Origin of the sequence: Pseudonocardia sp. ICBG162, assembly GCF_020496225.1 — a bacterium.
GTDB lineage: Bacteria > Actinomycetota > Actinomycetes > Mycobacteriales > Pseudonocardiaceae > Pseudonocardia > Pseudonocardia alni.
The window spans coordinates 1,547,517-1,560,098 of record NZ_JAHLJD010000013.1 but is presented as its reverse complement, the minus strand read 5'-3'; the positions used below and the strand labels follow the sequence as shown (position 1 = coordinate 1,560,098).

Annotated in this window: 10 protein-coding genes; 6 read left to right on the top strand and 4 right to left on the bottom strand. The window is 76.5% G+C overall.

Going from position 1 to position 12,582, the window contains the following annotated elements; translation table 11 throughout:
* Window positions 1-6 precede the first annotated feature (6 nt).
* Window positions 7-837, bottom strand: a complete 831-nt coding sequence (locus KPL60_RS10295) for a ParA family protein (RefSeq protein WP_226365658.1) — start codon at window positions 835-837, stop codon at window positions 7-9.
* Window positions 838-965: 128 nt separating this feature from the next.
* Between KPL60_RS10295 and KPL60_RS10290 the strand changes: the two genes are divergently transcribed.
* Window positions 966-1,724, top strand: a complete 759-nt coding sequence (locus KPL60_RS10290; protein WP_224402908.1) for a bifunctional 2-polyprenyl-6-hydroxyphenol methylase/3-demethylubiquinol 3-O-methyltransferase UbiG — start codon at window positions 966-968, stop codon at window positions 1,722-1,724.
* Window positions 1,725-2,038: 314 nt separating this feature from the next.
* Window positions 2,039-2,449: a DUF3040 domain-containing protein gene (locus tag KPL60_RS10285; RefSeq protein WP_226365657.1), complete on the top strand. Its 411-nt coding sequence runs from the start codon at window positions 2,039-2,041 to the stop codon at window positions 2,447-2,449.
* A 345-nt stretch (window positions 2,450-2,794) separates the two neighbouring features.
* Here KPL60_RS10285 and KPL60_RS10280 read toward each other — a convergent pair whose 3' ends face one another.
* Genes KPL60_RS10280 through KPL60_RS10270 form a run of 3 tightly spaced genes read right to left on the bottom strand, consistent with a single transcriptional unit; the run spans window position 2,795 to window position 7,450 of the window.
* Window positions 2,795-5,146: a DUF3488 and transglutaminase-like domain-containing protein gene (locus KPL60_RS10280; protein ID WP_226365656.1), complete on the bottom strand. Its 2,352-nt coding sequence runs from the start codon at window positions 5,144-5,146 to the stop codon at window positions 2,795-2,797.
* Complete coding sequence (locus KPL60_RS10275) at window positions 5,143-6,495, bottom strand: DUF58 domain-containing protein (protein WP_226356222.1); 1,353 nt, start codon at window positions 6,493-6,495, stop codon at window positions 5,143-5,145. The genes KPL60_RS10280 and KPL60_RS10275 overlap by 4 nt, the downstream gene beginning before the upstream one ends.
* Window position 6,496: 1 nt before the next feature.
* Window positions 6,497-7,450, bottom strand: a complete 954-nt coding sequence (locus KPL60_RS10270) for a MoxR family ATPase (protein WP_226365655.1) — start codon at window positions 7,448-7,450, stop codon at window positions 6,497-6,499.
* Window positions 7,451-8,124: 674 nt separating this feature from the next.
* Between KPL60_RS10270 and mraZ the strand changes: the two genes are divergently transcribed.
* The 4 genes from mraZ (at window position 8,125) to KPL60_RS10250 (ending at window position 12,524) form a co-directional block, all read left to right on the top strand.
* Window positions 8,125-8,556, top strand: coding sequence for a division/cell wall cluster transcriptional repressor MraZ (gene mraZ / locus KPL60_RS10265; protein WP_043276508.1), 432 nt, complete (start codon window positions 8,125-8,127; stop codon window positions 8,554-8,556).
* 392 nt (window positions 8,557-8,948) lie between these two features.
* Window positions 8,949-9,947 carry a 16S rRNA (cytosine(1402)-N(4))-methyltransferase RsmH gene (gene rsmH, locus KPL60_RS10260; protein WP_062404542.1) on the top strand — a complete coding sequence of 333 codons (999 nt, stop codon included), beginning with the start codon at window positions 8,949-8,951 and terminating at the stop codon, window positions 9,945-9,947.
* Window positions 9,948-10,011: 64 nt separating this feature from the next.
* Window positions 10,012-10,698, top strand: a complete 687-nt coding sequence (locus KPL60_RS10255) for a septum formation initiator (RefSeq protein ID WP_226365654.1) — start codon at window positions 10,012-10,014, stop codon at window positions 10,696-10,698.
* Window positions 10,698-12,524, top strand: coding sequence for a penicillin-binding protein 2 (locus KPL60_RS10250; protein WP_226365653.1), 1,827 nt, complete (start codon window positions 10,698-10,700; stop codon window positions 12,522-12,524). The genes KPL60_RS10255 and KPL60_RS10250 overlap by 1 nt, the downstream gene beginning before the upstream one ends.
* The last annotated feature ends 58 nt before the right edge of the window (window positions 12,525-12,582 follow it).

The following is a 12,582-nucleotide window of genomic DNA, read 5'->3' as shown; positions in this document are numbered from 1 at the left end:
GCCTGGTCAGGCCGAGGCGGCCGGGCGCGAGGCGCTGCGCAGCACCCGGCCCAGCAGCGCGGTGAACACCGTGGAGATCTCCCGGGCGCCCGGGGTGTCCCAGGCCTGGATCGGCAGGCAGGCTCCCTGGGCCTGCTGGACCGCCGAGCGGTCGGGCAGGACGCTGTTGAACACCAGGGGGCCGAACAGCTCGCGCAGCTCCGAGATCCGGAACTCGTGCTCGGTGTTGCGCGGGCGCACCCGGTTGACCAGCACGCCCAGCGGCTGCAGGCGGTCGTTGGACCGCTCGCGCTCGGTCTGGACCGCGTCGAACGCGCGCTGCACGCCGGACACCGAGAACATCGTCGGGTCGGTCACCAGGATCGCCCGGTCCGCGGCGGACAGCGCGCTGCGGGTCAGCTGCCCCAGCGACGGCGGGCAGTCCACGATCACCAGCCGGTAGCGCTCCTCGGTGTGTTCGGAGCCGCCGGAGTCGTCGGTGATCAGCTCGCCGGCCAGCCGCTGCAGGGCGCGGTCCAGCCGGTACAGCTGCGCCGCCCCCGGGTCGGGGTGGTTGTGCCGCTCGGTCTGCTCCGCGCCGACCAGCACGTCGAGGCCCTCGCCCCACGCCGACGGTGCGATGGCCCGCTCGACGACCGCGCGGCGCGGCTCGTCCAGCACGTCGGCGACGGTCGCCGTGGTGGGCTCCGGGTCGAGCGCGGTGGTGGCGTTGGCCTGCGGGTCGAGATCCACCACGAGGGTGGAGACGCCGTGCCGCTGCGCCGCGCCGGCCAGACCCAGTGCGACCGTGGTCTTGCCGACGCCACCCTTGAGACTGAGCGTGGCGACGACCTGCACCCATCCAACCTACCGTGCGGTCCGGCACGGTCGCCGAGCGGAGTGCAGGTGATCGTCGGGCGCCCGGTCGTGGGCGTCCCGGCGGGCGGGCGGGCCGGGCTCCGGCGGGGGCCACTAGTCTCGGCGCCGTGGGATCGCCGACACGCGAGCAGGCCGGAGCAGCGCGCGGGGCTGCCGTGTTCCGGGTGCTGGACAGGGAGATCGACCGTGTCCGCCGGGACACCGGGGCCGCGCCCCGGGTGCTCGACGTCGGCGGGGGCAGCGGCACCTGGGCGGTGCCGCTGGCGATCGCCGGCTGCGCGGTGACCGTCGTCGACACCAGTCCCAACGCGCTGGCGACGCTGGCCCGGCGCGCCGGTGAGGCCGGCGTGACCGACCGGATCACCCCGGTGAACGGCGACGTCGACACCCTCGCCGAGGTCGCCCCGGCCGACGGCGCCGACCTCGTGCTGGGCCACGGGCTGCTCGAGGTCGTCGACGGCCCGGGCCGGGTGCTCGCCGCGCTCGCCGCGGCCGCCGCCCCGGGCGGGGCGGTGTCGGTGCTGACGGTGGGGCGCTACGGCGCGTTCATCGGGCGACTGGCCACCGGCCGGCTCGCCGAGGCCCGTGCCCTGCTCACCGACCCCGAGGGTCGCACCGGTACCGACGACCGGCTGCTGCGCCGGTTCGACGCGCACCGGCTGCAGGAGCTCACCGCCGAGACCGGACGGCTGCGGACCGAGATCCTGCAGGGTGACGGCACCCTCGAGGCGTGGCTGCCCGGTCCCGGCCAGGAGGGCGAGGCGGCGGGCCGCGACGAGCGTGACGAGCTGGACGCGCTCGCGTCGCAGGTCGGCGCCCTCGCGGAGGTCGCCCCGCGGTTGCATCTGCTCGCCCGGCGGTACTGACACCCGTCCCCGCCGCCGGTGTCCGACGGTCGCCGTCCGGCTGCCGTCGGTGACCGGTCGTCCGGCGTTCACCCGGCTGCCCACTCCCGTCCGGGTGGGTCTGCGACAGTCCGGGTGAGCGACGACACGCCGCGCCACGCCGTCCGCTCGACGATCAGCCGAGCGGGTTGGACGGTCCGGGTGGTCGCGGCACGATTCGCCTCGTACTCTGGACATCAGACGCCCAGGTTGGGGCGCCCGTCGTACCGGCCGGGGCGAGGAGGCCCGGGCCGAATGCGGCCTACCGTCCGATTACGTGTGCCGGAGGTGAAGGCATGCCGCTCTCCGAGCACGAGCAGCGCCTGCTCGAACAGATCGAACGCGCCCTCTACCAGGAGGACCCCAAGTTCGCGTCCTCGGTCAGCGGTAGCCGGCGGAGCAAGCCCGCCCGGCGCCGCCGCATCCAGGGCGCCGTCCTGTTCGTGGTGGGCCTCGTGCTGCTCGTCGCCGGGATCCCCTTCCGGGCTCTCTGGCTCGGCGACCTGCCGATCCTGAGCATCGTCGGCTTCCTCGCCATGCTCGGCGGCGCGCTGCTGGCGGTCACCTCGATCGGCGCCCGTCGCGGCGGCGAGGAGACGACCGGTCAGGGCGGGTCCGCCCCGAAGGACAGGCAGTCCGGCGAGAGCGGCGGTGGCTTCACCGGCCGTATGGAGGAGCGCTTCCGGCGCCGCTTCGAGCAGGAGTGACACCGGGCGGCCCACGCGGCCGCCCGTACGACGCCCGGCGGGGCGGGACACCGACTCGGTGACCCGCCCCGCCGTCGTGTGTCCGGCACCGGCCGCCCGGTGTGCCGGCCGTCGGCACCAGCGGTGCCCCGGTGGACGGGAGCCGCCGATCGGGACGGACCGGCGCCGTCCGACCGCCGCCGGCCGGATGACGCCGCCGACCGGACACCGGGCGTTGATCCGGGGCGCTGCGGGCTGCGAGCCCCGTGCCCGCGCGGAGATCCGCGGCCCGCGCGCGTCCGGACGCACGCGCGGAGCGGATCATCGCGCGGACGGTGGGTGGGTCAGCCGTGCTCTCCGGGCGGGTCAGCCGCGCTCGGCGGGCTCCCCGGCCGTGTCGGTGTCGGCGGCGCCGTCGTCGGCCGTCGGGTCGTCGTCGGACGGGCGGCGCCCGCGCCGGACCGCCTCCGGCACCACCGAGGCCGGCAGCACCCGGGCCCGCAACGACGTCCCACCGGCCGCGATCGCCGTCCGCACCTCGTCCACCAGACCGTCGAGCGTGCCGGGCTCGGGCAGCATCCCGCCGTACCAGCTCGCCTCGACCCGGCCCGCCAGCTCCCGCAGCGCCTCGGCGGGGCGCCCGGACAGGCCGTGCCGCTCGGTGATGCGGTCGGCGGCCGCGCGGACGGTGTCCCCGGGCGGCACCGGGACTCCGTGGTCGCGGGAGGCGGCCAGGACCTCGTCCCACGCCGCCGCCGCGGCGCCGTCGCCGCCGGCCCGGGCCAGCCCGGCCCGGCGGGAGTACTGGTGCCGGCGCCACAGGCCCGGGGTCAGCACGACTGCGAGCACCGCGGCCGCCAGCAGCAGCGCCACGACCAGCGGCCACCAGGAGCCGGTCGCGGCCAGCGGCTGGTCGGCCGCCTGCTCCTCGGTGGGCGGGGGTTCCGGGGTGGGGCCACCGGCCTCGGGGGGCGGCGGCGTCGCGGACGGCTCGGGCTGCGGGGTCTGCTCGGCGGCGGGCGTGCCGCCGTCCTGCTCCCGGGCCTGCTGGACGTAGGCCGGGTCGATGGTGCGGCCGTCGGCGAGCGGGGTCGGGTCGAAGGTCATCCAGCCGTAGCCGGGGAACCACGCCTCGACCCAGGCGTGCGCGTCCTCGGTGGTGATCGTGCGGGCCCCGGAGCCGTCGGCGTCGCCCGCGGTGAAACCGACCGCCACCCGGGCCGGGACGTCGACGGCGCGCAGCATGACCGCCATCGCCGAGGCGTACTGCTCGCAGTAGCCGGTCCGGCCGCGGGTCAGGAAGTCGACCAGGGCGTCGCCGTTGCCGCCCGGCGCGGTCGCCAGGCTGTAGGTGAACGGGGAGCCGGGCCCGGTGAAGTGGTCCTCCAGCGCCATCGCCCGGTCGAACGGCGTCGTGGCCCCGGCGGTCACCTCCCGGGCGATCGCGGTGACCCGCGGGTCGACGCCGTCGGTGTCGAGATAGGCCCGGTCGACCGTGGTCGGCCCGGACGCCGCGCGCAGCTGGTCGGCCGACGGCTCCGGCAGCCGCATCGACTGGGTCCAGCCGTCCTCGGACTGCGCGCGCTCGCTGTAGACGATGCCGCCGTCGGCGTCGTAGGCCCAGCTCGGTGAGTTCACCGCGATCCGGGTCGGGTCGCCGAACACCGGCAGCCAGTAGTCGCGGAAGCCCAGGTTCTCGACCTGCACGTCCTGCGACGCGGCCGGCCCGGACGTCGACGGGGGCAGCGGCCCGGTCAGCGGCACACCCGGCAGCGGGCGCCCCGCCGTCCAGCCCTCCTGCGGCACGTAGGTCTGCAGGGTGAGCGCACGCAGGTAGGTCGGGGTCTGCAGACCCCGGACGCTGAACAGCGGCCGCGGCTCGCTGCGGGTCAGCTGCCCGCGCAGCGAGGTGAACGGGTTCAGCCCGATCGAACCGTCGGCGTCGCCCCCGGTCCCGCCGGTGGCGTCGAAGCGACCCGAGGTCCCCACCGACGACGCCAGCAGCCCCGCCAGCAGCGAGCCCACGACGGCGACCGCGACGACCGCGGCCCCGGCCGGGATCTGCCGCAGCCGGTCCGGGCGCAGGAGCAGCAGCACGCCGTAGCCGAGCGTCGCCGCGACCACGGTCCACCAGGGCAGCAGGTCCGGCTGCAGCGCCGTCGGCACCGCGAACACCACCAGCAGCGGCACCCCGGCCGCGGCCGGGGCGGCCACGGTCACCGCGAGCCCGAACACCGCGATCGCGATCGTGCCGAACCCGAGGGTGACCAGCAGCAGGATCTCCGGGCTCGCCGCGACCGGCGGCAGGCCGCTGTCGATCTGCTGCCCGGCCCCGCCGAGCAGGCCCGACAGCTCGCCGAACGCCGACGGCCCGGGGAGCACCCCGAGCACGCCGCTCCCGGTGAACCACGCGGTCACCAGCAGGACCAGGGCCAGCAGCTGCCCGGGCGCGACCAGCCAGGCCCGCAGCGGCAGCAGCAGGCCGCCGACCAGCGCGACCAGCACGACCGCGACGGCGGCGTGGACGAACCAGGCCGCGCCCTGCACGACCGAGCTCATCGCCGTCCCGGCGAGCAGCACCGCGACGACCGTCGCGACCGGTCCCAGCACGACCGTCCAGGCCGGGGCACCCGGCGTCCGGCCCGCGGGTGCGGCCTCGGCGACGGGCGCGGCGGGCGGCGGCGCGGGCCGGACGGGGGGCCGGGTCGGTGCGCTCATCCGGTCGCCCCCGCGATGCCGGGCGAGCCGCAGGCGTCGGCCCAGGCCCGCTGGACGGTCATGTCGGAGGTGACGACGGTGGCGTGCCACCCGGCGCGGCGCAGCGCGGCCGCCGCGACCGACGCCGGGCGGGACCGCGTCGCGGCCGACCAGGTGTCGACGTCGAGGACGACGGCGTGCCCGCCGCGCGGCCAGGCCGAGACCAGCGCGGTGACGTCCTGCGGCGCGGTCCCGCCGAGCACCGCGAGGACACCCTCCGGGTGCCCGGGCCCGGGGCCGGGCGCGGTGAACCCGGTGCTCGCCGAGGGCCGCAGCACCGCGAGCGACTCCAGCCGCGGGGGGACGGCGTCCGCACCGGTCACGCCGGGCGGCACGTCGCCGACGGCCTCGCCGGACTCGTCGACGAGCGCGACGGCCTCCCCGCGCTGCAGCAGGTGCACCGCGACGCTGGCGGTGAACGCCACCGCCCACTCCAGGCTGGAGGCGGGCCCGTGTCCGCGGTGGGCGCTGTCGCGCCGGTCGATCAGCAGGGTCACGCCGGAGGGGTCGGGACGGTCGTCGAGGCGGACCATCAGCTCGTCGCGCCGGGCGCTGGAGCGCCAGTGCACGCGGCGCAGCTCGTCGCCCTGGCGGTAGGGGCGGATCAGCACGTCCGGGGTGCCGGGGCCGGGACGGCTGCCGCCCTCGGCGCCGCGCCCGGCGGCGGTGGAGGTCAGGGCCGGGCGCCCGGTCAGCGGGGTGACCCGGGGGAGGACCAGCAGCCGGTCGGCGGGGAGCAGGTCGTGGCGGAACTCGGCGAGGCCGAGCGCGTCGGTGCCGCGACCGCGCAGCGGACCGATCCGGTACGCGCCGCGGACCGCGGGCCGCACCGGGTAGCCGACCCGGGCGCCGCGCCGGCCGAGCCGGTGCACGGTGAACCGCGGCGGGTAGCGGTCGGCGGGACCGGCGGCGTCGGGCACGTGGTCGGCGATCCGCAGCGCGCCCAGCAGGGCGCCGCCGGCGATCCGCAGCAGGACCGTGCCGCCGCTGCCCGCCTCCAGCCGCGCCGGCTCCAGGGTGCGCCCGACCTGCAGCGAGCGGCGCGACCGCAGCGCGACGAGGAGTGCCAGCAGCGGCAGGAGCAGGACGAACGCCCCGATCCGGACGAGGTCGCGCTCGTCGAGCACGATCGCCGAGACGACCATCGCGGCGCCGCCGGCGAGCAGGCAGCGCCCGCGCACGGTCAGCCCGGCCCGCCGTTCCCGGCGCGGTGCGCCGCCCGCCGCGAGCGGCGCCGACGACCCGGGTGCCGCCGGGGCACCGGGCTCGGTGGGAGCCGGTGTCCCGGACGGCGGCGCGGTCGGCGCCATCTCAGCCCCGCGGCGGGGACGGCACCGCGACCCGCGCGACGGCGGCCCGCACCAGGTCCGCCGGTGTCCGGCGGGCCGCGACCCCCTCGGGTCCCAGCACCAGCCGGTGCGCGAGGACGGGGACGGCGACGGCCTGGACGTCGTCGGGCACGACGTAGCCGCGCCCGGCGGTCGCCGCCCAGGCGCGGGCGGCCCGCAGCAGGTGCAGGGTCGCGCGCGGCGACGCACCGAGGCGGACCTCGGGCAGCCGTCGCGTCGCGCCGACGACCTCGACGCAGTAGCGGCGCACCTCCGCCGCGGTGTGCAGGCCGCGGACCCCGGTGATCATCGACCGCAGCGTGCGCAGGTCGGTCACCGGCCGCAGCCGCTCCAGCGGGTCGGTCGAGCCGTGCTCCTCGAGCATCGCCAGCTCGGCGGCCGGGTCGGGGTAGCCGACCGAGACGCGGATCGTGAACCGGTCCTGCTGGGCCTCGGGCAGCGGGTAGGTGCCGTCCATCTCCACCGGGTTCTGGGTGGCGACGACCATGAACGGGTCACCCAGCGGGTAGGTGCCGCCGTCGACGGTGACCTGGTGCTCGGCCATGCACTCCAGCAGCGCCGACTGGGTCTTGGGCGAGGCCCGGTTGATCTCGTCGGCGATCACGACGTTGGCGAACACCGGGCCGGGCCGGAACTCGAACTCCGAGGTCTGCCGGTTGTAGACCGACGAGCCGGTGATGTCGCCGGGCAGCAGGTCCGGGGTGAACTGCACCCGGCTCACCGCCCCGTCGACGGCCCGGGCGAGTGCCTTGGCCAGCGTGGTCTTGCCGACGCCCGGCACGTCCTCGACGAGCAGGTGCCCCTCGGCGAGCATCGCGACCAGGGCCAGCCGGATGGTGTCGGGCTTGCCGACGATGATCCGGGCCATCGCGGCGGCGATCCGGCCCGCCGCGTCGGCGACGGCGACGGCGTCCATCGGCTCGGGCGCGTAACCGGGGTGCGCACCGCTGGCCTCGGCCCGGCGGAGGGGACCACCGGACGGCGACGGGACGGGTGGCACGGAGGGCGCGGACGGCGCGCTCGACGACAACGGGCCTCCTCAGGAGACGGCTCGGGTGACCCCAGTCTGTCAAACGTCCCCCGATCGGGACCGGGCGCCGCCACCCGCCTCCCGCCGCTGCTCCGTACGGCCGAACGCGACGCGCTCCGGGGGCCCGCCCGGCTGCCCCGGCGGGGCGTCCCCCACGCCGCCTCCCCGCGGCGCCCCACGGTGGTTCCCCACGCCGCCCCACCGCGCGTCCGCCGGTCCCCCCACCGCCCCCCACCCGGGCTCCCCACGGTCCCCCCACCGGCTCCCCACCCGTCCCCACCCCGGACGACCCGATCGGCCCGGGAACCGTCCCTGACCAGGGACGACGCCGGTGGGGGAGCGGTGGGGCGCAGGTGCGGCCGGAGCGGCCGGAAACGGCCTCCGGGCGTCGCGCGACCGGGTGGCGCGTCGCGCGCCCCCACCGTCCCCCACCGTCTCTGACCTGCGAAAACATCGGATGAACGGTCGAAGATCCACCCGTCTCGGGTTGACGGTGGGTGAGTGTGGGGTAGTGTGGTGATCGCTGGGGCGAACAGGGGTCCCAGGTGGAGGTGGGGTCGGTGTTCCTCGGCACCTACACCCCGAAGCTGGACGACAAGGGGCGGCTCACGCTGCCCGCAAAATTCCGCGACGAGTTGCGAGGCGGCTGCATGATCACGAAAGGGCAGGACCACTGCCTCTACGTGTTCACCCGTGACGCCTTCACCGAGATGGCGCGCAAGATCGCCGCGGCCCCGCTGACGAACGAGTCGGCGCGGGTGTTCCAGCGGAACCTCTTCTCGGGCACCGACGAGCAGAACCCCGACGGCCAGGGCCGGATCGCGATCCAGTCCGAGCTGCGCCGGTACGCCGGACTGTCCAAGGACTGCGTGGTGATCGGCGCGTTCACGCGCGCCGAGATCTGGGACGCGCAGGCCTGGCAGGAGTACCAGGAGCGGCACGAGGACGAGTTCGCCAAGGCCCAGGAGGAGGTTCTGCCCGGGCTGTTCTGAGTTCCGCTGGCGGGCGGGACGACGGACGGCGGCAGTACCTGAGCAGGACAGCACGACCGACAGCGGACGACACCACCGTCGTCGCCCCGACCCGGGTGCCGTGATCGCCCGGCCCTGGCACACCTTCCCCGGTGCCAGGTCCGGTCGGCACGGCCCCCGGGTGGGGACGGCGCCGGCGCCCACCCCGACTGGGGAGTTCGGGTGGCGAGGTGGAGCCCGCGCGTCTTCGGGCGTGGAGCGGACCGGTTGTGGGAGCCGGCACGCCACACCCACGGACATCGACCCTCCCGGTCCCGGCCCCCGTGGCCGGGACCGGGGACGGCCGCCGGACGGGCGGCCCGCACGACACGCACGCACCACACGGGGACGGACGGCGCACCGGGGGGTGGGACGTGGACGGTACTTCCGGCGACGGCGCCACCCCGCGCGACGAGCGCGCGCCCGGTGACCGGCACACCCCGGTCCTGCTGGAGCGCGTCTCCGAGCTGCTCGACCCCGCCCTGCGCGACCGCGACGCCGTCTACGTGGACGCCACCCTCGGCATGGGCGGCCACGCGGCGGCGCTGCTGGCCGCGCACCCCCGGCTGACCGTCGTCGGCATGGACCGCGACCCGCAGGCCCTCGAGCTCGCGGGCCGCAGGCTCACCGCCTACGCCGACCGGCTGCACCGGGTGCACACCGTCTACGACGACGTCGCCGGCGCGCTGGAGCAGGCGGGCGTGCCCGCCGCCGACGGCATCCTGTTCGACCTGGGCGTGTCCTCGCTCCAGCTCGACGAGGACGCCCGTGGCTTCTCCTACTCCCGCGACGCCGACCTCGACATGCGGATGGACCCGACCACCGGGCCGACCGCCGCCGACGTCCTGAACTCCTACACCGCCGGCGAGCTGCGCCGGATCCTGCGGGAGTACGGCGAGGAGCGGTTCGCCGGACCGATCGCCAACGCGATCGTCCGGACCCGGGAGAAGCGCCCGTTCACCCGCAGCACCGAGCTCGTCGAGCTGCTCTACGGCGTGGTCCCGGCCGCGTCCCGGCGCACCGGCGGGCACCCGGCGAAGCGGACCTTCCAGGCCCTGCGCATCGAGGTGAACCGCGAGCTCGAGGTGCTGCGCGACGCGCTGCCCGCGGCGCTGGACGCGCTCGCCCCGGGCGGGCGGATCGTCGTCCTGTCCTACCACTCGCTGGAGGACCGGATCACCAAGCGCGTGCTCGCCGAGCGCGTCCGCTCGCGGACCCCGGTGGACCTGCCGGTGGAGCTTCCCGGACACGGACCGGAGTTCCGGCTGCTCAGCCGGGGCTCCGAGCAGGCGTCCGACTCCGAGATCGCCCGCAACCCGCGGGCCGCCCCGGTGCGGCTGCGCGCGGCGGAACGCGTGGAGGACGGGCCGTGAGCACCCGTGGCACGGACCCGAGCACGCAGGCAGTACCGGCACGGCGGAGAGGCAGGAACCCCCGATGAGCACACCCGTCATCGAGCGCCCGGGCACCCCGGGCGGTGGCCGGGCGCGGCCCGACACCCGCCAGAGCCGTCGTACCGCGGCACCCCCGCGGATCCCGGCCCAGCGCGGCCCCGGCGACGCCCGACGGGTGGCCGACCAGCGCCGCCGCAGCGCGGCCAGGGAGAACACCGGCCGCGCGAAGTTCGTGCTGGTCGTGATGGTCCTGTTGGTCTCGGGCCTGATCGCGACGCTGTGGCTGTCGACCGCCGCGGCGGCCGACTCCTACTCGCTGCAGGCGGCCCGGGAGCGGACCGCGTCGCTCACCGAGCAGTCCGAGGCGCTCCGCAAGGAGGTCACGGTGCTGCAGAGCCCCGGCTCGCTCGCCGACCGCGCCGCGGCCCAGGGCATGGTCCGGGTGACCGACCCGGCACGCCTGGTCGTCGCACCGGACGGACGCGTCGACGTCGTCGGGGAGCCGAGTGCCGCCGTCGCCGCGGCGCCGCCCGCCCCGCCCGCCGCCGACACACCGGCCCCGCAGGCCCCGCCCGCGCCGCAGGCGCAGCAGCCGGGCGCGGCCACCACCGACCCGGCCGCCGAGGGCGGTGACGCCGCTCCGGGCGCCGCCGCGGGTGGCGCCGCCGGTGCCGGTGAGGGCACCGAGCACGAGGTCCCGGCCGACACCCGGGCGGCGGGCGGGAACTGATGGTCTACGCGCCGCCGCGCCCCCGGCCGCGGGGGCAGGGTCCGCGGGGCGGTCGGCGCCGGTCCCCGGCCGACGACCCGCGGTTCCGGCTGCGCCTGGCCTGGGTGGCACTGGCCGCCCTGCTGCTGGTGTCCGGGGCGAAGCTCGTGGTCGTCCAGACGGTGCAGGCGGGCACGCTGACCGCGGACGCGGAGAAGCAGCGCGCCAGCCGGATCGTCATCCCGGCCGAGCGCGGCGCGATCAGTGACCGCAACGGCGCGGTGCTGGCGTTCTCCACCGAGTCCAAGGCGCTCGTCACCAACCCGCGCCTGATCAACTCCACCAAGGGCGCGGACGCGGTCGCCTACAAGAACCGGATGGCCGACGCCGTCGCCGCGGTGACCCACGGGGACCCCGAGGAGCTGAAGCGGGCGCTGAACAGCGACCGCGGCTACGTCGTGATGGCCACCGCGGTCGACCCCGGGCCCGCCCGCGACCTGCGCACGCAGTTCCCGGAGATCGCCGAGGAGAGCCGCGAGGCGCGCCAGTACCCCAACGGGACGCTGGCCTCGAACATCATCGGCGCCGCGACCTGGAGCGCCGACGCGCAGAAGCTGATCGGCCGGATCGGTCTGGAGTCCTCCGACGACGGGCTGCTCGCCGGTCGCGACGGCTTCCAGATCGCCGACACCGCCGAGGGCAGCGGCACCGTCATCCCCGGCAGCGTGCGCTCCGAGCAGGCCGCGGTGTCCGGCTCCGACGTGCAGCTGACGATCGACTCCGACCTGCAGTTCCAGGTGCAGCGGATGCTGGCCGACTACGCGGGGCGCTCCGGCGCGCGCAGCGGCTCGGCCGTCGTCCTCGACCGGGCCACCGGGCAGGTGCTCGCGCTCGCCGACAACACCTCGTTCGACCCGGCCCAGCTGCTGTCCGCGGACCCGAACTCGCTGGGCAACAAGGGCGTCACCACGCCGTTCGAGCCCGGCTCGGTCAACAAGGTCGTCACCATGGCCGCCGCGCTGGAGGCCGGCGTCGCCAAGCCCGACGACGTGCTGGACGTGCCCGGCAGCATCGAGGTCGCCGACCGCACGATCAAGGACGCCTGGGAGCACGGCGTCGACCAGTACACGCTGACCGGTGTGCTGGCGAAGTCCTCCAACGTCGGCACCCTGATGACCGCGCAGAAGGTCGGCGAGGACCGCTTCTCGGACATGCTCGCGAAGATGGGCATCGGGCAGAAGACCGGTGTCGGGCTGCCCGGCGAGAGCGGCGGGCGGGTCCCGGCCCGCGCGACCTGGTCCGGCTCCACCTTCGGCAACCTGCCGATCGGGCAGGGCCTGTCGATGACCGTGCTGCAGATGGCCGGGATGTACCAGGCCATCGCCAACGACGGCGTCCGCGTCCCGCCGCGGATCATCGCCGCGACGACCGGCCCGGACGGCGTCCGGGTGCCGACCGAGGCCCCCCAGCCGGTGCAGGTGATGTCGCCGCAGACCGCACAGACGCTGCGGACGATGCTCACCGCCGTCACCCAGAAGGCGCACGGCCAGTCCGGCACCGGGCCCGCCGCCGCGGTGCCCGGCTACGAGGTGGCGGGCAAGACCGGCACCGCCCAGCAGGTGGACCCGGCGACCGGGGCCTACTCGCGCTCCCAGTACTGGATCACCTTCGCCGGGATGCTCCCGGCCCAGGACCCGCGGTTCGTGATCGGGATCATGCTCGACGCCCCGAAGGGCGGGACGAGCGCGGCGCCGCTGTTCCACGACATCGCCTCCTACCTGGCCCAGCGCGACGCCGTGCCGGTCCAGACCGTGCCGCAGCCGGTGCAGACCCTGCAGATCAGGTGACGGCGCGGCCGGGTGCGGTCCGGCTGCGTCGGACGGTCCCGGCCGCTGCTCACCCGTA